Annotated in this window: 22 protein-coding genes and 2 tRNA genes; 9 read left to right on the plus strand and 15 right to left on the minus strand. The window is 73.4% G+C overall.

The window, feature by feature from the left end; all coding sequences use genetic code 11:
- Positions 1-197: 197 nt before the first annotated feature.
- The 4 genes from LZP97_RS07575 to LZP97_RS07590 form a co-directional block, all read right to left on the minus strand.
- The gene (locus LZP97_RS07575) at positions 198-1442 is read right to left on the minus strand and encodes a saccharopine dehydrogenase family protein (protein ID WP_017682214.1); all 1245 of its coding nucleotides are present in this window, start codon (positions 1440-1442) and stop codon (positions 198-200) included.
- A gap of 10 nt (positions 1443-1452) precedes the next feature.
- Positions 1453-1839, minus strand: a complete 387-nt coding sequence (locus LZP97_RS07580; protein ID WP_010595042.1) for a DUF2784 domain-containing protein — start codon at positions 1837-1839, stop codon at positions 1453-1455.
- A gap of 47 nt (positions 1840-1886) precedes the next feature.
- Positions 1887-2282: a universal stress protein gene (locus tag LZP97_RS07585; protein WP_010595041.1), complete on the minus strand. Its 396-nt coding sequence runs from the start codon at positions 2280-2282 to the stop codon at positions 1887-1889.
- Between the two features lie 138 nt (positions 2283-2420).
- Complete coding sequence (locus tag LZP97_RS07590; protein ID WP_010595040.1) at positions 2421-3863, minus strand: SDR family NAD(P)-dependent oxidoreductase; 1443 nt, start codon at positions 3861-3863, stop codon at positions 2421-2423.
- Positions 3864-4012: 149 nt separating this feature from the next.
- Between LZP97_RS07590 and LZP97_RS07595 the strand changes: the two genes are divergently transcribed.
- Complete coding sequence (locus tag LZP97_RS07595) at positions 4013-4237, plus strand: membrane protein (RefSeq protein ID WP_017682212.1); 225 nt, start codon at positions 4013-4015, stop codon at positions 4235-4237.
- Positions 4238-4337: 100 nt separating this feature from the next.
- Here the strand turns inward: LZP97_RS07595 and LZP97_RS07600 are convergent.
- Both LZP97_RS07600 and LZP97_RS07605 read right to left on the minus strand, forming a co-directional pair.
- A tRNA-Leu gene (locus LZP97_RS07600) sits at positions 4338-4423 on the minus strand.
- 192 nt (positions 4424-4615) lie between these two features.
- Positions 4616-4701, minus strand: a tRNA-Leu gene (locus tag LZP97_RS07605).
- A 113-nt stretch (positions 4702-4814) separates the two neighbouring features.
- Between LZP97_RS07605 and LZP97_RS07610 the strand changes: the two genes are divergently transcribed.
- Positions 4815-6176: a M20/M25/M40 family metallo-hydrolase gene (locus tag LZP97_RS07610; RefSeq protein WP_048773512.1), complete on the plus strand. Its 1362-nt coding sequence runs from the start codon at positions 4815-4817 to the stop codon at positions 6174-6176.
- A 29-nt stretch (positions 6177-6205) separates the two neighbouring features.
- On the plus strand, positions 6206-6739 hold the full coding sequence (locus tag LZP97_RS07615) for a YbhB/YbcL family Raf kinase inhibitor-like protein (RefSeq protein ID WP_048773511.1): 534 nt from the start codon (positions 6206-6208) through the stop codon (positions 6737-6739).
- Positions 6740-6847: 108 nt separating this feature from the next.
- Here LZP97_RS07615 and LZP97_RS07620 read toward each other — a convergent pair whose 3' ends face one another.
- The 3 genes from LZP97_RS07620 to LZP97_RS07630 are packed head-to-tail and all read right to left on the minus strand — an operon-like array spanning position 6848 to position 9230.
- Entirely contained in the window at positions 6848-7918 is a 1071-nt protein-coding gene (locus LZP97_RS07620) for a quinone-dependent dihydroorotate dehydrogenase (RefSeq protein ID WP_040269711.1), read from the minus strand.
- 41 nt (positions 7919-7959) lie between these two features.
- On the minus strand, positions 7960-8220 hold the full coding sequence (locus tag LZP97_RS07625) for a DUF5703 family protein (RefSeq protein ID WP_017682199.1): 261 nt from the start codon (positions 8218-8220) through the stop codon (positions 7960-7962).
- Positions 8220-9230, minus strand: coding sequence for a lipoprotein (locus tag LZP97_RS07630; RefSeq protein ID WP_048773510.1), 1011 nt, complete (start codon positions 9228-9230; stop codon positions 8220-8222). Before LZP97_RS07630 ends, LZP97_RS07625 begins: the two co-directional genes overlap by 1 nt.
- Positions 9231-9367: 137 nt before the next feature.
- Between LZP97_RS07630 and LZP97_RS07635 the strand changes: the two genes are divergently transcribed.
- A complete protein-coding gene (locus tag LZP97_RS07635) occupies positions 9368-9715 on the plus strand; it encodes a hypothetical protein (protein WP_010596492.1) in 348 nt (115 codons plus the stop codon).
- Here the strand turns inward: LZP97_RS07635 and LZP97_RS07640 are convergent.
- The 5 genes from LZP97_RS07640 to LZP97_RS07660 form a co-directional block, all read right to left on the minus strand.
- The gene (locus LZP97_RS07640) at positions 9668-10555 is read right to left on the minus strand and encodes a heme ABC transporter ATP-binding protein (protein ID WP_048773508.1); all 888 of its coding nucleotides are present in this window, start codon (positions 10553-10555) and stop codon (positions 9668-9670) included. The two genes, LZP97_RS07635 and LZP97_RS07640, sit on opposite strands and share 48 nt — an antisense overlap.
- Positions 10552-11631: a FecCD family ABC transporter permease gene (locus tag LZP97_RS07645; protein ID WP_017682195.1), complete on the minus strand. Its 1080-nt coding sequence runs from the start codon at positions 11629-11631 to the stop codon at positions 10552-10554. The genes LZP97_RS07640 and LZP97_RS07645 overlap by 4 nt, the downstream gene beginning before the upstream one ends.
- Entirely contained in the window at positions 11628-12638 is a 1011-nt protein-coding gene (locus tag LZP97_RS07650; protein WP_010596489.1) for a heme/hemin ABC transporter substrate-binding protein, read from the minus strand. Before LZP97_RS07650 ends, LZP97_RS07645 begins: the two co-directional genes overlap by 4 nt.
- Positions 12635-13309, minus strand: a complete 675-nt coding sequence (locus LZP97_RS07655) for a biliverdin-producing heme oxygenase (RefSeq protein WP_010596488.1) — start codon at positions 13307-13309, stop codon at positions 12635-12637. Before LZP97_RS07655 ends, LZP97_RS07650 begins: the two co-directional genes overlap by 4 nt.
- A gap of 102 nt (positions 13310-13411) precedes the next feature.
- Complete coding sequence (locus LZP97_RS07660; protein ID WP_010596487.1) at positions 13412-14350, minus strand: aldo/keto reductase; 939 nt, start codon at positions 14348-14350, stop codon at positions 13412-13414.
- A 191-nt stretch (positions 14351-14541) separates the two neighbouring features.
- On the opposite strand from LZP97_RS07660, the gene LZP97_RS07665 reads away from it, so the two are divergent.
- The 5 genes from LZP97_RS07665 to mshC are packed head-to-tail and all read left to right on the plus strand — an operon-like array spanning position 14542 to position 18851.
- Positions 14542-15387, plus strand: a complete 846-nt coding sequence (locus LZP97_RS07665; protein ID WP_174557566.1) for an undecaprenyl-diphosphate phosphatase — start codon at positions 14542-14544, stop codon at positions 15385-15387.
- A 55-nt stretch (positions 15388-15442) separates the two neighbouring features.
- The gene (locus LZP97_RS07670; protein WP_010596485.1) at positions 15443-16123 is read left to right on the plus strand and encodes a histidine phosphatase family protein; all 681 of its coding nucleotides are present in this window, start codon (positions 15443-15445) and stop codon (positions 16121-16123) included.
- A 42-nt stretch (positions 16124-16165) separates the two neighbouring features.
- Positions 16166-16750, plus strand: coding sequence for a DUF3090 domain-containing protein (locus tag LZP97_RS07675; protein ID WP_040269719.1), 585 nt, complete (start codon positions 16166-16168; stop codon positions 16748-16750).
- A gap of 4 nt (positions 16751-16754) precedes the next feature.
- The gene (locus LZP97_RS07680; protein ID WP_010596483.1) at positions 16755-17558 is read left to right on the plus strand and encodes an SCO1664 family protein; all 804 of its coding nucleotides are present in this window, start codon (positions 16755-16757) and stop codon (positions 17556-17558) included.
- 51 nt (positions 17559-17609) lie between these two features.
- On the plus strand, positions 17610-18851 hold the full coding sequence (gene mshC, locus LZP97_RS07685) for a cysteine--1-D-myo-inosityl 2-amino-2-deoxy-alpha-D-glucopyranoside ligase (RefSeq protein WP_048773505.1): 1242 nt from the start codon (positions 17610-17612) through the stop codon (positions 18849-18851).
- A 223-nt stretch (positions 18852-19074) separates the two neighbouring features.
- Here mshC and LZP97_RS07690 read toward each other — a convergent pair whose 3' ends face one another.
- On the minus strand, positions 19075-20004 hold the full coding sequence (locus LZP97_RS07690; protein ID WP_010596481.1) for a helix-turn-helix domain-containing protein: 930 nt from the start codon (positions 20002-20004) through the stop codon (positions 19075-19077).
- Positions 20005-20392 lie beyond the last annotated feature (388 nt).

A 20392-nucleotide genomic window follows, 5' to 3' on the forward strand; every position in this document is an offset into this window, starting at 1 on the left:
GTCGGGTGGGCCAGAACGCCATCAACGCGAGCAGGGTGGCCGGAGCCGCCGCGATGCTCGTCGTGTGCACGTTCGTGTCCCTTCCCAGGTCTGCCGTTCGCCGCTCTCGCGACGATCCGTCCGAGCATAGCCGGTCGCGCGCGGCGGCGCCGTCGCCGGGCGGCGTGTCGCCGCCTCCCGCGACGGCGCCGCGGCGGTCACGGCAGGCGCCGGGCCGTGATCTCGAATCCGGCGGCGCGCAACCGGTCGGTGAGTACGTCCCCGAAGGCGGTGGCGGGGGTGAGCACCCCGCCCCCGGCGTGGAGGCGGTCGCCGCCGAGGACCAGCGACAGTGCCGATTCGCCGAGCATCACCGCGGTCGCCTTGTAGCCGGGGTCGCCCTGGGCGGCGACGCGGGCGCGGTAGCGGGCACCGGTGCTCGTCGTGGTGTAGAGGTCGATGGTGAAGAAGCCGCGCTCGCGGGCAGACTCGGACGGGCCCTGTCCGGGCGCGGGCAGCAGCTTGTCGAGCACGAACCGGGTCGGGGGAAACGCCAGCCCCGCCACCAGCGCGCCGAAGCCCGCGGCGACACCGGTCGCCACGAGCGGCGACAGCCGCGACGAACCGACGCTCATGGTCTCCCGGTAGCGGAAGTGCGGCCCGTACGCCCAGCCGCTGAGCGCGTTGCTGCGGCGCACCACCCGGGTGTTGTAGGGGCCCATGAAGAACGGCGCGAGCCGGCCGGACAGGTCGGGCGCGACGGATCGGCCGTCGACGGTCGCCAGGTCGTTCTGGCGCCCGAGGTCGGGTTCGCGGGACCGGTCCGGCGACAGCGAGTAGGGGGCAAGGGCGACCTTGCGGGCCGCGGCGTCCCGGCGCACCACGTCCACCTGGGTGCGCATCGAGTCGATCGTGCCGCCGCTGACGCCGCCCCGCATCGCCCGCACCACCAGCGTCGTGTCGGTGAGATCGCCGGCGTCGTCGGCCTGCACGGCCCGGTGCAGCGCGTGCACGCCGAGATCGGAGGGGATCGAGTCGAATCCGCAGGAGTGCACGATGCGGGCGCCGGTGCGGCGCGCCAGGTCGTCGAACCGGTCGATGCTCTCGCGGTGGAACAACACCTCGCCGGTGAGGTCGACGTAGTCGGTGCCCGCCTCGGCGCAGGCCTGCACCAGCGGCAGCCCGTACTTGGCGTAGGGGCCGACCGTGGTGACCACCACGCGGGTGCGGGCGGCGAGCGCGGCCAGCGACTGCGGGTCGCCGGCGTCCGCCTCGAGTACCGGCCAGGCCTGCGCGGCGGGCCCGAGCTCGGCGCGGATGCGGTCGAGACGGGTGCGGGAGCGGCCGGCGAGGGCGATGCGCACCCCTTCGGGGGCGTGTTCGGCGAGGTAGGCGGCGGTGATCCGGCCGACGAAGCCGGTGGCGCCGTAGACGACGATGTCGAGATCGCGGGAGGCAGTCATGCGCCACACCCTACTGCCGGGTAAGTCGGGATGCGACGCGGCTCACACGACGGCGCCGCAGCCACCACCCGAACCAGGACACGACGATCGTCACCGCCACCGCGGCCCGCACGAGTCCCACCGCCGAGTCCGGGTAGATCACCCCGGTCAGGTAGTGGTCGATGAACCCGCTCGGCGGCAGGCCCTCGATCCCGGCGCGGCGACGCGCCCAGTTCTCCAGATCGGTCAGCGGGCAGTCGAACCCGGCGAGGACGGTGGCGAACCCCCACACCACCGCCACGACGTGCAGCGCCAGCGTGCGGGGCCACCGCCACGCCAGGAAACCGCCGAACGTCACATACAGCAGGAAGGCCAGGTGCGCGGCCACGGTGACGTCGGCCAACAGCCGGTACGCCATACCGCCAGCCTAACCGGATCGGGCGGGGCAGCGGCCGTTCCGGACGACTACTCGTCCGCGTCGGTGCCCTTGACGACCAGGACGGGGACCGGCGCCTCGAGCAGCAACCGCTGCAGGCGCCGTTCGAGCAGGAACTTGCCGAGCGCGTTGCGGTCGCGGCTGCCCACCACGAGACGGTCCGCGCCGGACCGCTCGACCAGGTCGACCAGCGCGGCGACCGGGTCCCCGTCGTGCACCGCCGTCCGCAGTTCCCACCCGTCGGCACCCAGGGCGGCGGCGACGTCCGCGCGGATCGAGTCGAGTTCGCGCTGCCCGGCCGCGCCGTCGTCGTCGACCGCGACGAGCACGAGGGTCGTGCCGTCGCCGTGGGCGGCCTCGCGGGCGGCCGTGGTGAGCGCGGCGTGTCCTTCCGGGGTGTCGGCGTGGACTACGGCAACGGGCATGGGATCCTCCGGAGGCGGCGACGGCGTATGTCTCCAGTATCCCCGTCCCGGGGCGCCCCGGCCGCTCCCGGCGGTGTGGAACTGGTCTCTACCTGCGCGGACGTGTCGGGTGGATCTCACCCGGCCGGCGGGACGCGCTCACCACGGGGCCGGGCGGTAGTCCTTGAGGAAGCAGCCGTACAGGTCCACCCCGGCCTCGCCCTGCACGATCGGGTCGTACACGCGGGCCGCCCCGTCCACGAGATCGAGCGGGGCGTGGAATCCCTCCTCGGCCAGGCGCAGTTTGGTGTGGTGGGGCCGTTCGTCGGTGATCCAGCCGGTGTCGACGGCGGTCATGAGGATCCCGTCGGCGCGCAGGTCCTCGGCGCTGGTGCGGGTGAGCATGTTCAGCGCGGCCTTGGCCATGTTGGTGTGCGGATGCCCGGCCCCCTTGTACCGGCGCCCGGCGAACTGCCCCTCCATCGCGGAGACGTTCACCACGTACGTGCGGCGGGCCGGGGAGGCCGCCAGCGCCGGCCGCAGCCGATTGACCAGGATGAACGGTGCCACGGAGTTGCACAGCTGCACCTCGAGCAGTTCCAGCGGCTCGACCTCCCCGACGGTCTGCACCCAGCTGTTGGTGTACACCAGATCGGGCAGCAGCCCCCCGGCGTCGACCGCGACACCGGCGGCGATCCGGTCGGCCGTGGCCGACCCGGCCACCAGCGCGAGCGAGGTGAGCGACTCCGCGGTCAGCTGCGACGGCAGCGACCCGGCCAGCGCGGCCGGGTGCGCGTCCGAGGGCTTGCCGAAGGTGAGCACCTCCGGCCGCGGGCCGGCGGGCAGGGGACCGGACTCGGCCTCGGCGAGGGCGGAGTACGCGCCGGGGGAGCGGCGCACGGTCTGGGCGGCGTTGTTGACGAGGATGTCGAGCGGACCCTGCGCGGCCACGTCGTCGGCCAGGGCCACGACCTGGGCGGGGTCGCGCAGGTCGATGCCGACGATGCGCAGGCGGTGCAGCCAGTCGGCGCTGTCCTCCATGGCCGCGAAACGACGGATCGCGTCGTTCGGGAACCGGGTCGTGATCGTCAGGTGGGCGCCGTCGCGCAGCAGCCGCAACGCGATGTACATGCCGATCTTGGCGCGGCCGCCGGTGAGCAACGCACGCCGGCCCGTCAGATCGGTACGGGCGTCCCGCTTCGCGTGGTTCTCCGCGGCGCAGCGCGGGCACAGCTGATGGTAGAACGCATCGACCCGGGTGTACTTGTCCTTGCACACGTAGCAGGCCCGCGGCCGGATCAGGGTGCCCGCGCTCGCCCCCGGTGCGTTCGAGGTCAACGCGATCCCGGCCGTCTCGTCGTCGATGCGGGTGGGCGATCCGGTCGCCGTCGTCGCGAGCACCTGCCGGTCGGCGGTGACCTTGGCCTGACGGGTCTCGTTGCGGCGCAACCGCTTGAGCTTCTTGAACATGCTCCCGACGGCGCGCTGCACCGTCACCGAATCCGGATGGTCGGCGTCGAGCTCGTCCACGAGGGACAGGACGCGGAGGCAGGTGGCGAGGTCGGTCGGATCGATACCCGACGCGTCGGTGTGCGAAGTCATGGGCCTGTTCGTCGTGTGGGGCGGTACCGACCGATGGTATCCGGCGGCTCGCGCGGGGCCGACCCCGTGGGACCTGTGGCCCTGCCGGCGGCGCCCGAAACCTGGCAGGCTCGGGCCGGCAGGGATCCTCGACCCAAGGAGAGACGACGATGACCGCACGCCGCCGCCCGCAGTTCCGCGACCTGTCCCCGTGGCAGCAGACGCTCGTTCTCACGCTCGCCTGCGTGCAGCTCTCGCTCGCGGCGACGGCGTGGACCGATCTGGCGCGGCGCCCCGCGGACCGGGTCGCGGGCAGCAAGGCGAAATGGGCCGCGATCATCGCGGTGAACTGGATCGGCCCGATCACCTACTTCCGCCGGGGCCGGATCGGCTGAGCCGCCCACCCGCCGCGGGCGGCGAACGCCCACCGCCGCGGGCGGCGAAGGCCCCGAACCTGCTCGGTTCGGGGCCTTCGTCGACGATCTCGATTCGGAGTGTCCGAGGGGGGACTTGAACCCCCACGTCCGTTAATAGGACACTAGCACCTCAAGCTAGCGCGTCTGCCATTCCGCCACTCGGACATGCTGATGCTCCCCGCTCCGCGGGTGCCGTTTCAGCGTAGCCTACCCGGGCGCCCCGCCCCAATCCGCTGGTCGACGGCCCGGCCGGCTCCGGCGGCGACGCACGGCCGATCCGGCGTGGCCCGGCGCCGCAACGGCGAAGGCCCCGAACCTGTTCGGTTCGGGGCCTTCGCCGTCTGTCTCAACTCAGAGTGTCCGAGGGGGGACTTGAACCCCCACGTCCGTTAATAGGACACTAGCACCTCAAGCTAGCGCGTCTGCCATTCCGCCACTCGGACCTGCTGCGCTCCCACGTCCGTGGGCGCTGTGAAAGAGTAACCCACCGCGTCGCGGCGCCCAAATCGCCCCGCCCACCTGCGGGTTTGCCGAGATCGATGGTAGACAGGGGACCGTGTCCACAACATCGAATCCCGCCCAGCCGGCCGACGGATCCCGCGCCGAGGCCGAAGTCGTCGACCTGGTGTCGCAGCTGATCCGCTTCGACACCTCCAACACCGGAGACCTGGCCACCACCCGCGGGGAACGGGACTGCGCGATGTGGGTGGCGGCGCGGCTCGAGGAGGTCGGTTACACCACCGAATACGTCGAATCGGGCGCTCCCGGCCGCGGCAACGTGTTCGCCCGCCTGCCGGGTGCCGACCCGTCCCGGGGTGCGCTGCTGCTGCACGGGCACCTCGACGTGGTGCCCGCCGAACCGGCGGACTGGAGCGTGCACCCGTTCTCCGGGGCCGTGGAGAACGGCTACGTGTGGGGGCGCGGCGCGGTCGACATGAAGGACATGGTCGGGATGATGCTGGCCATCGCCCGCCGTTTCAAGGCCGAGAACATCGTGCCGCCACGCGACCTGGTCTTCGCGTTCCTCGCCGACGAGGAGGCCGGCGGCACCTACGGCAGCCACTGGCTCGTGCGGCACCGCCCCGACCTGTTCGACGGCATCACCGAAGCCGTCGGCGAGGTCGGCGGGTTCTCCCTGACGGTGCCGCGCCGCGACGGCGGCGAGCGCCGCCTGTACCTCGTCGAGACCGCCGAGAAGGGCCTGGGCTGGATGCGGTTGACCGCCAAGGGCCGCGCGGGCCACGGCTCGTTCCTGCACGAGGACAACGCCGTCACCGTCCTCGCCCAGGCCGTCGCCCGCCTCGGCACGCACACCTTCCCGCTCGTGCTGACCGACTCGGTCGCCGAGTTCCTCGCCGCCGTCGCCGAGGAGACCGGACTCGACTTCGATCCGGCCTCGCCGGACCTCGACGGCACCCTCGCCAAGCTCGGGTCCATCGCCCGCATCGTCGGCGCCACCCTGCGCGACACCGCCAACCCGACCATGCTCGACGCCGGGTACAAGGCCAACGTCATTCCCCAGACGGCGCAGGCCGTCGTCGACTGCCGCATCCTGCCGGGCCGGCGCGCCGAGTTCGAACGCACCGTCGACGAGCTGATCGGCCCGGACGTCACCCGCGAATGGATCACCGACCTCGACTCGTACGAGACCACGTTCGACGGGGACCTCGTCGAGGCGATGAACGCGGCCATCCTGGCCCACGATCCCCTCGGGCGGACCGTGCCGTACATGCTTTCCGGCGGCACCGACGCGAAGGCCTTCGCCAAGCTCGGCATCCGCTGCTTCGGATTCGCCCCGCTGCAGCTGCCCCCGGAACTGGATTTCGCGGCGCTGTTCCACGGGGTGGACGAGCGTGTCCCGGTCGACGCGCTGCGCTTCGGCACCCGTGTCATGGAACACTTCCTGCTGCACGCCTGAGCACACCAGCACCCAGAGAAAGGACCGGTATGGCCCACGACCCGTATGCGCCGCTGCCCGACCTGCCCACCTTCGATCTCACCAGCGAGGACGTCACCGACGGTCGCCCGCTGAAGCCGGAACAGGCCAGCGGGATCTTCGGGGTGCCCGGCGGGCAGGACATCTCCCCGCAGCTGTCGTGGTCGGGCTTTCCCCCCGAAACCAAGAGCTTCGTCGTCACCGTGTTCGACCCCGACGCACCCACCGCGTCCGGGTTCTGGCACTGGGCGGTGGCGAACATCCCGGCGTCGGTGACGTCGCTGCCCGCGGGGGCCGGCGACGACACCGGCTCCGCGCTGCCCGAGGGTGCGGTCACCTTGAAGAACGACGGCGGTCTGCACCGCTTCCTCGGCGCGGCCCCGCCGGCCGGGCACGGCCCGCACCGCTACATCGTGGCCGTGCACGCCCTCGACGTGGAGACCCTCGACGGGGTCGGCCCCGACTCGACCCCGGCGTTCCTCGGATTCAACGTGTTCTCGCACGCGATCGCGCGCGCGACGCTGCACGGCACGTTCGAGCAGTAGACCCGTTCGGCGGGCCGGCTCCGCAGCGGAATCGGGCAGGCGCACCCGTCCCGAGGGGTGTGTCTGTCCGGCGGTGTGGCCCGGCCCGCCGGATCCGGGCGCGGCGGATCAGACGCGGGCGCCTGCGCCCACCGCGTCGCCGATCGACGCGAACCCGGCTGCCCGCGCCTTCCGGGCGAGACCCTTGTGGATGCGGCGCGCCCAGAACGGGCCGCCGTAGATGAAACCGGTGTAGCCCTGCACCAGCGACGCGCCGGCGAGGATCCGCTCCCACGCCTGCTCGGCGGTCTCGATGCCGCCGACCGAGATCAGCACCAGCCGGTCCCCGACCCGCGCGTGCAGCCGGCGCAGGACCTCGAGGGAGCGCTGCGCGACCGGGGGACCGGACAGCCCGCCGGCGCCGATCTCCGCGACCAGGGCCGGATCGGTGCGCAACCCGTCCCGCCGGACGGTGGTGTTGGTGGCGACGATGCCCGCGAGCCCGAGTTCGACGGCGAGGTCGGCGACCGCGTCGACGTCCTCGTCGGACAGGTCGGGGGCGATCTTCACCAGCACCGGTACGTGCACGGTGTCCAGCACCGCCGCGAGCAGCGGCCGCAGCGACTCGACCGCCTGCAGGTCGCGCAGCCCGGGGGTGTTGGGGGACGAGACGTTGACGACGACGAAGTCGGCGAGCGGGCCGAGCAGCCGGGCGCTCGCGGTGTAGTCCTCGGCCGCGTCCGCCGGCGCGACCACCTTGGTCTTCCCGAGGTTCGCGCCGATCGGGACGGTGTGCGCGCGGGTGCGCAGCCGGTTCGCGGCCTCCCCGGCCCCGTGGTTGTTGAAGCCCATCCGGTTGATCAGCGCCCGGTCCGCGGGCAGGCGGAACAGCCGGGGCGCCGGGTTGCCGGGCTGCGCCTGGGCGGTGACGGTGCCGATCTCGGCGAACCCGAAGCCCAGGGGACCCCAGGCGTTCACCCCGGCCGCGTCCTTGTCGAAGCCGGCCGCGAGACCGAGCGGGGCCGGGAACGTCACCCCGAACACCGTGTTGCGCAGCACCGGATCGTCGACGACGAGAACCTTCGCGATCAGCGTCCGCAGCGGCGGGACCCGGGTCGCGAGCCGCATCGCGGTGAACGCGAGGTGGTGGATCCGCTCCGGCGGCAGCAGGAACAGCAGTCGAAGGAACAAGCGATACACGGAACACTCCCTGCTGGCCCGGGCGGCGCCCGGGGTCGGCGTCAACGAACGGTGGGTTCGGGCACGTGGTGGCCGGTCTTGCGGCGGCGCAGCAGCACCCGGCGGCTGCCGTCGGGATACAGCCGCACCCGCGTCAGCTCCCACCCGTGGAACTCGGCCTGGATGGCGAGCCGGAGCGACGCGCTGACCCGCGAGACGTCGCGCGGCAGCCGCAGCGGCACGTAGTCGTACTCGTCGTTGCTGGTGTCCCAGCCCACCGGCATCCGCGTCCACCGGCCGCCCACGTCGCGTGGACCTGCCATCACACACCCCCGATCGGGATCCTCTGCAGCCCGTCCCCGGTCCCGGATCCGATCACCAGGACGGCGCCGGCGGTGTCGACCACCACCGAGTTCGGTTGCCGCACCGTCGCGTACCGGCCTCGCTCCTGCGGAATCCCGGTCGACAGATCGTAGCCGACGACCTCGTTGCTCCCGGTCGAAGTGACCCACACGAGGTCGTTCGCGCTGTCGTAGGCGACGCCGTACGGGGCGTTCGGCACCGGATACCGCTGGCGCAGCACCAGCGGATCGAGCGTGTACACGTGCAGCTCCCCACCCCGGGTGTCGGTCACCAGCACCCGGCCGAGCGGGTCGGTGGCCAGCTGCGTGGCACCCTCCCCGGCGCGCAACGCCAGGCCGAGGTCCCCGTCGGCGACGTCGACCTCGGTCAGCGACGTCTGGCGCCGATCCAGCGCGGCCAGCTCGGTGCCCACGGCGGCGAGCGCGTCGACCGACGCCAGACCGGGGACGGTCTGCGTCGCACCCGACGCCGGGTCCACGAGGTGGGTGACGCCGTCGGCGGTGCCCACGGCGAGGCGACCGTCCGCCAGCACGGCGGCCGCCCGCGCATCCCCGTCCACGGGTACCTCCGTGACGGCGCCCGACCGCACATCCACCCGGGTCACGACGCCGGCGCCGGGGGCGAGGACCTCGCCGTCGACACCGGCGAGCACGGTCGCCGCCGCGGCCGGCAGGGTGACCTCGCGGGGCGCTGCCGCGGGGTCGGCGGCCCGCAGCAGCAGCAGCCGCGACCCGTCGCCGGCGAGCGCGGCGACCGTACTCGTGCCAGGATCGACGGCGAGGGCCTCGACGGCGCGGCCCAGTGCCTGCACCGTCCCCGCCGGCGGGACGGCCGGTTCCGGCGCCACGGCCGGGGTCGCCGGGTCGATGGTGGGCAGGCTGTCGCCGCCGCTGGAGGAGGAACACCCGGTGACCAGCGCCAACGCGAACCCCACCGCCGCGGCGGTCGCACGTGCTGCCGGTCTGCCCATCGTCTCGCTCCTCGTCGTCGCCCGGGGTCGGTGGCGTGCGGCACCGTCGCCGGCGGCGCACCCGACCCCCAGTGTTCCTGATCGCCGTGGCGGCGCCGCAGCCGCCTCGCCCCCCGTCACCCCGCCAGGAGGCCGATGTGACCTGGCCCACCGGTTCCCCCGACCGGCCCCCCGACGGCTTCGTCGTCGAATACCTCAGCCCGGGTGTGCATGCGCACGGGTTCGGTCGCACCGAGGAGGGCCGGCCGTTCTCGTTCCGGGTGCGCCGCGCCACCCTGCGGGTGGAGGTGTACCGGCCCGCGGGCCCGTCCACCGTGCCCACCGCGGCGGACGTGATCGCCCGGGCGCGGGCGTCGGTCGCCGAGATCGACCTCGGCGACGAACGCAGCGTGGCGGCGGCGGTGCGGGACACCGTCGCCCGCGCCCGGCCGTGCCGGTCACCGACGTGGCTCGACCGCGTGCTCGGCTGGCTGCCCGGCCGGTGACGCCGCCGCGTCGCCGGCCCGCAGCGGCAGCACCAGCGGTGCGCCGGTCCCGGGATGGGGATGGACCCGCACCGGGTAGTGGTACACGCGAGTGAGCAGCTCCCCGGTCAGCACCTGCGCGGGCGGGCCGTCGGCGGCGACGCGGCCTCCGGCGAGCACACAGACCCGGTCCGCGTACGCGGCGGCCAGATTCAGATCGTGCAGCACCACCACCACGGCCGTGCCGGCGTCGGCGCGGCCGCGCACCACCTGCATCACCGTCTCCTGATGCCCCAGATCCAGGGCCGCGGTGGGCTCGTCGAGCAGCAGCGTCTGGGTGTCCTGCGCCAGCACCCGCGCCAGCGCCACCCGGGCCCGCTCGCCGCCGGACAGGGCCGGGAACGGCCGGTGCGCCAGGTGCGTGACGTCCGCCTCGGCCAGCGCCGCGGCCACCGTCGTCTCGTCGTCCCGGCTGCGGTCGGTGCGCGCCCAGGCCGCACGGCCCATCCGCACCACCTGCAGGGCGGTGAAGGCGAACCCGACCGCGTGCTGCTGCGGCAGCACCGCCCGTCGTCGCGCCAGGGCGGCGGCCGAGAACTCGGCCAGCGGACGGTCGCCGACCGTCACCTCGCCCGCCGCGACGGGGTGATCGCCGGCGAGCGCGGCCAGCAGGGTGGACTTGCCGGCGCCGTTGGGCCCGACGAGCGCGAGCACCTCCCCGACCCGCACCTCGAGGTCGACGCCGTCGAGGACGACGCGGTCGCCGCGGCGGACGGCCACCTGCTCGGCGCGCAGCGTCACCGCGCCCCGCCCGGCTCGGGCGGGCACCTGCCGGTCCGGCCACGGCCGCCGCGGACTCACGCCCAGCCGCCCTGGCGTGCCCGGGTGCGGCGCAGCATCCAGAAGAACACCGGGCCACCGACCAGCGAGGTCAGCATGCCCAGCGGCAGGTCCGCGTTCGGCACCAGGGTGCGGGCACCGAGGTCCGCGGCAAGCAGCACCACCGCGCCGCACAACGCGGCGGCCGGGATCAGCACGCGGTGCGCGGGCCCCAGCGCGATCCGCATCAGGTGCGGCACCACGAGCCCGACGAACAAGATGATGCCGGTGAACGCCACCCCGGAGCACACCAGGACGGCGACGACGACGATCGCGGCCTGCCGTACCCGCTCGACGTCGACCCCGAGGTGGCGCGCGACGTGCTCGCCGAGGGCGAGCAGGTCCAGCTTCGGGGCGAGCACGACGGCCGCGACGACGCCGCCGACCGCGAGCGGCGCGACCACCGACACGACCTCCCACGTGGCCCCACCCAGGCTGCCGAGCTGCCAGAACACGATCTGGTCGCGCGCGGCGGGGGAGGCGACGAACGTGAACAGGGCGATCAGGCCGCCGGCGAACGCGTTGACCGCCACGCCGGTGAGGATGACCGTGACCACCTCGGTGCGGCCCTCGGACCGCGACAGCACGTACACCAGGGTCGTGGTCAGCAGCCCGGTGACGAACGCGGCGCCCGCCAGCGCCCACCCGGCGGTGAACGCCCCGCCCAGCACGATCGCCGCGCACGCCCCGACGGCGGCCCCGGCGGAGACGCCGATCACCCCGGGCTCGGCGAGCGGATTGGCGAACACGCCCTGCAGCAGGGCGCCCGCGCAGCCCAGCGACGCCCCCACCACGACGGCGAGCACCACCCGCGGGAACCGCACCTCCCACAGGGTGACCTCACCGGCCGGGTGGGCCGGCAGCGGCCCGAGGTCGAGCCCGAGGCGGTGCAGCACGCTGCCGATCACCTCGGCCGGCGAGGTGGGCACCTGCCCGAGGCACGCCGAGAGCACCGCCAGCACCACCAGGGCGGCCGTCAGGCCCGCGACCACCGCCGCGGTGCGGCCGCGGTGGGCGGCGGCCGGACGGACGGGGGCGGGGGAGTCGACGGCGCTCATGCCGGTGCGGCCGGGTAGAGCGCCGCGGCGAGCGCGGCGAGCACCCGGCCGGTGTCCGGGCCGAAGCTCAGCAGCACCGAGTCGGCCATGTCGACGATGGTGCCGTCGCGCCCGGCCGGGGTCTGGGCGACGCCGGGCAGCCGGGCGAGGCCCTCGGGCCCGCCCACGGAGGCCAGGCTCTCGGTCATGATCAAGATCACGTCCGGGGCGGAGGCGATCATCGCCTCGCTGGTGATCGGGGTGAACTCGGACGTCAGGCCGGCGACGGTGCCCGCATCGCGGCCGCCGAGCGCCTCGACGAGCGCGTCCGCGCCCGATCCGGGACCGCCGAGCATCTTGATCGCCGACCCGCGCAGATACAGGAACGCCACCGTCGGGGGTGTCCCGTCGTCCGGCACCGCCGCGCGGGCCGCGGCGATCTCGTCGTCGGTGCGCTGCGCCAGGGCCTCACCCGCCGCGGGCACGCCGAGCGCCCGGGCGACGAAGCGGATCTGCTCGCCCACGGTCGCCAGGGTGCGGCGCGGGTCGACGAACACCACGGGCACCCCGGTGGCCCGCAGCTGTTCCTGCACCGCGAGCGGCCCCACCGACGTGTCCGTGAGCACCACCGTCGGGGCCAGGGCCAAGATCGCCTCCGTCGAGAGCCCGTGCCCGCCGGGGGTGACGTTGGGCACCTGCTCGACGGCGGGGAAACCCGCCGTCGACCGACCCACCAGCCGGTCCCCGAGACCGAGCGCGAACACGGTCTGGGCGAGGGTGCCCGACCGGTCGGCCGTCACGATGCGGGAGGCGTCGGTGACGGTGACGTCGACCCCGTCGACGCCGCGGACCGTCACCGGCAGCGCCGGCACGGGAGCCTCGGCGATCGGCCGCGGATTCGGATCGCCCACCACCGCGGTGCGCGCCCCGGTCCCGCCGCCCCCGGTCGGGGCGGTCGAACACCCGACGAGCAGCGCGACGAGCGCGAGCGCCGCGGCGAGGAACGCGAGGATGCCGCGTCGCGTCATGGCAGGGCGGAAGTCGTGCGGTACCGGTCCAGGTCGGCGGCCAGATCGGCGAACAGGTCGGCGTTGAGCCCGAACACCAGGTTCGCCTCGTCGATCACCGTGCGCCGCCGGCCCTCGTCGAGCGGCGCCGCGTCCAGCTTCGCCCGGTAGGCGTCCTTGAACGGCTTGGGGTGGGGAATGTCGTCGAAGATGTAGAACCGCAACCCGTCCCGGTCCAGCCCGTACGCGCGCTCGAGCAGGCGCCGGATGATCTGCCCACCCGACAGATCCCCCAGATACCGCAGGTAGTGGTGCGCCAGGAACACCTCCGGGCGCACCGCGGCCACCTGCTCGAGCCGCGCGACGTACCGCTCGGTCGCGGGCAGCGGCGCGATCGTCTCCCGCCACCGCGGGCCGAGCAGGAACGTCAGATCCGCCTCGAGCGCCGGAGTGCGCAGCAACGCGTCGTCCAGGAACGGCCCGGCGATCGGGTCACCCGCGTGCGAGCGGCCGACCCGTTCGAGCGTCTCGTAGACGAACCACGACTGCGCGAGCAGCGCCGCATACCCCTGCCGGGTGAGCCGGCCGGCCAGCAGTTCGGTGACGAACTGCGCGTTCTCGGTGTCGCTGTGCGCCTGCGCGGTCTCCCGGCGGAGCCGTTGCGCGAACCCCGCGGCCTCGATCGCGGTCATCGACCGGTCCCTCCTCGTGCCCGCCGTCCGGTGCCGGTGCACCGACCTCGACCACAGGCTAACCTAACTTCGTGGCGGGGTCGCGGGCCCGGGGGCCCGACGTCACGCACTGACGTCGTCGAGCGCCGCCGCGATCGCCGCCGGCAACTCCAGTTCCTCCGTCACCAGCACCCCGGTCAGCTGCGCCAGATCCCGCGCACCCACCACCGTCGACGCCACTCCCGTCCGGTCCCGCACCCACGCCAACGCCACCGCCAGCGGGGAGGTCCCCAGTCCGTCCGCGGCCGTCGCCACCGCCTCGACCACCCGCGCCGCCGGCTCGGTCAGATAGCTGCGCACCTCCTCGGTGTGCAGGTCGTCGGCGCCCCGCGAGTCCGCCGGGATGCCGTCGCGGTACTTGCCCGTCAACACCCCGCCCGCGAGCGGCACCGCCGCGAACACCCCCACCCCGTGGTGCAGGGCCGCCGGGATCAGCTCCTCCTCGACCCCGCGCGCGAGCAGCGAATACTCCACCTGCGTTCCCACCAGCGGTGCGTGCCGCGTCGCCACCGACGCGGCCGTCGCCAGCTGCCACCCCAGGTACCCGCGCACCCCCACGTACCGGGCCCGGCCGCTGGTCACCGCGAACTCCAGCGCCGCCGCCACCTCGTCGACCGGCGTCCGTGGATCCCACGTCGCCACCTGCCACAGATCGAGATGGTCGGTGCCCAGGTCCCGCAGCGTGCGGTCCAGCTGCGTGAGCAGACCCGCACGGGAACAGTCCACCCGCCCCGCCCCGACCTTCGAGGTGTCGATGCCCGAGCTGCCCGACACGACCAGCTGATCGCGCGGCACCACGTCGTCGAGCAGCTCCGCCAGGATCCGCTGCGCCACCCCGTCACCGTAGGCGGGGGAGGTGTCGACCAGGGTGCCACCGGCGTCGACGAACGCCGACAGCTGCGCCGCCGCCTCGTCCCCGTCCGTGCCGCGTCCCCAGCTCAGGGTGCCCAGGCCGAGCCGCGAGACCCGCAGCCCGCTCGCACCCACCGTTCTGTGTTCCATATCCGCCCGCGCCTCGTCACGATCCGACCGACGGGGTCGAGCCGCCGTCACCGCGACCGCCGCCCCTGACCCAGCACCCTAGTGCCGTGAGGCCGCGAAAACCGTTCCGCCGCGCCGCGTACCCTCGCCCAGGTGAAAATCGACCCCACCCCCGGCGACCGTCCCCACGAGCACCCGGAGGGCACCGCGTGATCGGCGAATCCATGACCTGGCTGCAGGCGCTCGTCCTCGGCCTCGTGCAGGGCCTGACCGAGTTCCTGCCGATCTCGTCCTCCGGCCACCTGCGGATCGTCTCGGAGATCTTCTTCGGCACCGACGCCGGCGCCTCCTTCACCGCCGTCACCCAGCTCGGCACCGAGGCGGCCGTCCTGGTCTTCTTCGGCAAGGACATCGTCCGGATCGTCGCCGCCTGGTTCCGTGGCCTCGCCCACCGCGAACACCGCAGCGACCTCGACTACCGCATGGGCTGGTACGTGATCGTCGGCACCATCCCCGTCGGCGTCCTCGGCTTCCTGTTCAAGGACCAGATCCGCACCGGCGCCCGCAACCTGTGGCTCATCGCCACCATGCTCATCGTGTTCGCCCTGGTCATCGCCGCCGCCGAACGCTACGGCCGCAAGACCCGCAAGCTCGACGAACTCACCCTCCGCGACGGCATCGTCATGGGCTCCGCGCAGGCCCTCGCCCTGATCCCCGGCGTGTCCCGCTCCGGCGGCACTATCAGCGCCGGCCTGTTTCTCGGCCTGACCCGCGAGGCCGCCGCCCGGTACTCGTTCCTGCTCGCCATCCCCGCCGTCGTCGCCTCCGGCCTGTTCAGCCTCCCGGACGCGTTCGAACCCGCCGGGGAGGGCCTCAGCGCCTCCGGCGCCCAGCTGTTCGTCGCCACCGCCGTCGCGTTCGCCGTCGGCTACGCCTCCATCGCCTGGCTGCTCAAATTCGTCGTCGACCACTCGATGTACTGGTTCGTCGGCTACCGCATCGCCCTCGGCACCCTCGTCCTGGCCCTGCTCGCCACCGGCACCATCTCGGCCACCTGAGGCCGGGACCCCGCCGGGCCCGCTCGTCGGGCGCCCGGCCCATTAGGCTGGCTTCATGACGGTCATCCTGCTGCGGCACGGGCGCTCGACGGCGAACACCGCCCGGGTCCTCGCCGGACGCACCCCCGGCGTCGAACTCGACGAGGTCGGCCACATCCAGGCCAAGGGCCTCGTCGCGCGGCTCGCCGGCCTCACCATCGCCGAGATCGTGCACTCGCCGCTGCTGCGCTGCCACCAGACGGTGACCCCCCTCGCCGCCGACCGCGGCCTGACCCCCCTCGTCGACGACCGCCTCGTCGAGGTGGACTACGGGCAGTGGACCGGCCGCGAACTCGGCGAACTCCTGCAGGAACCGCTGTGGAAGGTGGTCCAGCAGCACGCCTCGGCCGCCGTGTTCCCCGACGGCGAGGGCCTCGCGCAGGTCCAGGCCCGCGCCGTCACCGCCGTCCGCGAACACGACAGCCGCCTCGCCGCCGCCCACGGCGGTGACGTCGTCTGGATCGCCTGCACCCACGGCGACGTCATCAAGGCCGTCCTCGCCGACGCGCTCGGCACGCACCTCGACGGCTACCAGCGCATCGTCGCCGAGCCCGCGTCCCTCAGCGTCGTCCGCTACACCGAGACCCGCCCGTTCGTGCTGCGGGTCAACGACACCGGCTCGGACCTGTCCGGGCTCGCACCGCCCGCCCAACCGGCGCCCGCGCCCGGCGGGGAGGTCGCCCCCCGCGGCGGATAATGGGAGAGCGACACCGGATGGATACGACAACGAGGAGGTGCGATGGCCCGCGCGATACATGTCTTCCGGACCCCGGACCGGTTCGTCGCCGGCACCGTCGGTGAACCCGGCGACCGGGTGTTCTATCTGCAGGCCGTGCACGCCTCCCGGGTGGTGAGCGTCACGCTCGAGAAGCAACAGGTGCAGATCCTCGCCGACCGCATGGGCCTGCTCCTCGAGGAGGTGCACCGCCGCTTCGGCACCGACCTGCCCGAGGACCCGGACGTCGACATCAGTCCGCTCGTCACCCCCATCGACGCGGAGTTCCGCGTCGGGACCATGGGCCTGGGCTGGGACGCCGACAGCGGCAACGTCGTCGTCGAACTGCTCGCCGTCACCGAGACCGAGGTCGACGAGTCCGTCGTCCTCGACGACGCCGAGGAGGGCCCGGACGCCGTCCGCGTCTTCCTCACCCCCCAGCAGGCCCGCGACTTCGCCGCCCGCTCCGAACTCGTCGTCGCCGCCGGCCGCACCCCGTGCCCGCTGTGCGGCGAACCGGTCGGCGGCGGCCACATCTGCGTCCGCACCAACGGGTACCTGCGCACCGAGGGCTTCGACCCCGCCGCCTGGCTCGGCGAGGAGACCTGACCCGGTGGGCAGCCCCGACCTCCGCACCGTGCTCACGGACGGCGAACTCACCGTGGTCGGCCGCGTCGTCCACGCCAGCAACGCCACCCTCGTGTGCGACGCCACCCTCGGCGCGACCACCGTGCGCTGCGTGTACAAACCCGTCCGCGGGGAACGGCCCCTGTGGGACTTCCCCGACGGCACTCTCGCCGGCCGGGAAGTCGCCTCCTACCTCGTCTCCGAAGCCCTCGGCTGGGGTGTGATCCCCACCACCGTGCTGCGCGAGGGACCCTTCGGGACCGGCATGGTGCAGCAGTGGATCGACACCCCCGATCCCGCTGACCCGCCCGGCCGCCTCGACCTGGTCGACCTGTGCCCGCTCGACGCCGTCCCTCCCGGATGGCTGCCCGTCCTGCGCGCCCGCGACCTCGACGGCACCGACGTCGTCCTCGTCCACGCCGACGACCCGCGCCTGCAGCGCATGGCCGTGCTCGACGTCGTCCTCAACAACGCCGACCGCAAGGGCGGACACGCCCTCGAAGGCCTCGACGGCGGCGTGTACGGCGTCGACCACGGCATCTGCCTGCACCAGGAGAACAAGCTGCGCACCGTGCTGTGGGGCTGGGCCGGCAGCCCGATCGACCCGTCGCTCCTGGTCGACCTGGACAAACTCGCCCGCGAACTCGACGGCGAACTCGGCCGGCGGCTGGGCACCTACATCACCGCCCGCGAGGTCGCCGCCCTGCGCGGCCGCATCGCCGCCCTGCTCCGCCGCCCCGTCATGCCCCGCCCCGTCGGCGAGCGGCGCATCCCCTGGCCGGCGTTCTGAGGACCCGGCCTCCGTCCGGAGCGCTCTGCGCCCTCCACTAGGCTCGTGCGCATGCTGTCATGGTCCGACATCGCGCTCCCGTCCGTCCCCGGCCAGGGCCCCCCGCTGCGGCTCTACGACACCGCGGACCGCGCGGTCCGCCCCGTCACCCCGGGTCGCACGGCCACGATGTACGTCTGCGGCATCACCCCCTACGACGCCACCCACCTCGGCCACGCCGCCACCTACCTCGCCTTCGACCTGGTCCATCGGGTGTGGCGCGACGCGGGCCACGACGTGCACTACGTCCAGAACGTCACCGACGTCGACGACCCGCTGTTCGAACGCGCCGCCCGCGACGGCGAGGACTGGATCGTCCTCGGCATGCGCGAGACCGCGCTGTTCCGCGAGGACATGGAGGCGCTGCGCGTCCTGCCGCCCCGCGACTACATCGGCGCCGTCGAATCCGTCGGCGAGGTCGTCGAGCTCGTCGAGAAACTCGTCGCCTCCGGCGCCGCCTACATCGTCGACGACGCCGAGTACCCCGACGTGTACTTCCGTGCCGACGCCACCGAGCAGTTCGGCTACGAGTCCGGCTACGACCGCGCCACCATGGAGCATTTCTTCGCCGAACGCGGCGGCGACCCCGACCGCCCCGGCAAGCGTGACCCGCTCGACGCGCTGCTCTGGCGCGCGCAGCGGCCCGGCGAACCGGCCTGGCCGTCCCCGTTCGGCGACGGCCGCCCCGGCTGGCACATCGAATGCGCCGCCATCGCCCTCAACCGCATCGGCAGCGGATTCGACGTCCAGGGCGGCGGCAGCGACCTGATCTTCCCGCACCACGAGTTCTCCGCCGCCCACGCCGAGGCCGTCACCGGCGAGCGCCGCTTCGCGCGGCACTACGTGCACACCGGGATGATCGGCCTCGACGGCGAGAAGATGTCGAAGTCCCGCGGCAACCTCGTCTTCGTCTCCAAACTCCGCGGCCAGGGCGTCGACCCCGCCGCCCTCCGACTGGGTCTGCTCGCCGGGCACTACCGCACCGACCGGGCCTGGACCGACCAGGTCCTCGCCGACGCCCAGGCCCGCCTCGCCCTGTGGCGCGACGCCGCGGCCCTGGGCTCGGCCCAGTCCGCCGACGACACGATCGCTCGGCTGCGTCAGCACCTCGCCGACGACCTCGACACCCCGAAAGCCCTCGCCGCGCTGGACAGCTGGGCGACGTTCGCGGTCGAGCGCGGCGGCGACGACCCCTCGGCGCCCGCCGTATTCGCGGACGCCGTCGACGCCCTGCTCGGCATCCCACTGCGATAGAGCTCATTTCGAGTGTGCACATCTCGTCGCGACACGCCGAGGCGTAACGACGAGATGTGCGCTGCGGAACTCCGGTGCCGGGCCGTAGGTCTCCGCCACCACCGGCACTCGCCGAAAAGGCCCCTGGCGGTGCGACTCGTGGACGAATCGCCCGCCGGCGGCGTCGTCGCGGCGCAATGTGGATCCATCGGACCGACCACGGCGAACAGACACTCCGTCCGCGTCACGCACTACTCGCACACAACGTCCGGTGAGTGCGGTCGTGGGCGGAGCAGGATTCGGTCCGCTTGCGTGCGCTCGGCACTCCGGGGGGTGCCTCCGGCCACTCGAATCCGGCGCGGCGGCACGGGCAGCGAACTGCTCTGCCGAGTTCGTCGTCAGGTCGCCAGCCGTACTCCTCGCAGTTGCCGCAGGTGGGTGGACGTTTCGGCCGCGGCGGGCGCAGTTCCTGCCAGGTCGGGATCCACGCCGCCGCCGAGCGGGCGGGATCGTGTGGTCGATGGCGTGCGAGTGCCGCGCGCACGAGCGCGTCGATGCCGTGGACGTCGACCGAGTGCGTGATTATCGAGGCCTTCTCCGCGGTGAGGGTGTCGAACCGGGCGGTGAGCCCGGCCCGGCGGCATGCCGCGGCCAGTGTCTCGATCTGCGGATGATGCGGCCGCTGCGCCGCCTTCGCGGCGCGGGCGGGAGGCGCCGGGCGCGACGCAGCAGGTTCATCTCTTGGTTCGAGGACGGTTCGGGTGACATGCGTGTCACCCCGTGGCCGCTCGACTGTCACCCCGTCGGGGGCACAGTTGTCGCCCCGTGCGCGGGAGCGGGGTGACGATGTGTCGCCCCGCCGCATCGCCAGGTTGTAGCAGGTGGGGCGACGGTCCTCGCGAGCGATGGTGGCGGCGACGCGCTGCTGGTCGCCGCGGGAGATGAGACCGAGCTGGACGAGGGCGGCAAGGCAGCGTTGCACCTGCCGTTCGCTCATCCGGGCGTAGCCGGCGAGGGTGCGCACGGATGGATAGGCGCCCTCGCCGTGCCGGGACGCGTGATTCGCCAGGCTGATCAGGACCACGGTCAGCGCCGGCGCCGACGGCATGCCGGGCGGCGTGGGGGAGGGGATCGCGGCGCGTTCAAGTGCCCAGATGATCGCTTCGATGCTCATGGCGTCACCTGCGCATGAGTATGCTGTCGCATGTTCGACTCCTTTTCAGTCGGACATCCGGCCCGTCGCGGTGGCAGTCGCGGCGGGCCTTCCTGTTGAGTTTTCGCACACGCGTTCGACCGCGTGTGGTTGATCATCTTTGCATCGGACCGGACGGGGGTCAACGCTCCGCCGCAGCTCGTCGGTCTGCCCGTTGCCGTGGATTCGGCAGCGCGCAGCGCCGACGACCGGGTGGCGACAGCATCCGTCGAATCCGGTGTGGTGCCGATCGATGCCGTAGTCGGGGGCCCTGACTCGGCGTCGGCGGGGCCTGCGGTCGGCGACGCCGCACCCCGGCACCGAGAGAATCCGAGCGCAGCGGAACCTAAAGAAAAACCGAACTTGGCGA

The organism is Rhodococcus sp. DMF-1 (genome assembly GCF_021441945.1).
GTDB classification, from domain to species: domain Bacteria; phylum Actinomycetota; class Actinomycetes; order Mycobacteriales; family Mycobacteriaceae; genus Rhodococcus; species Rhodococcus ruber.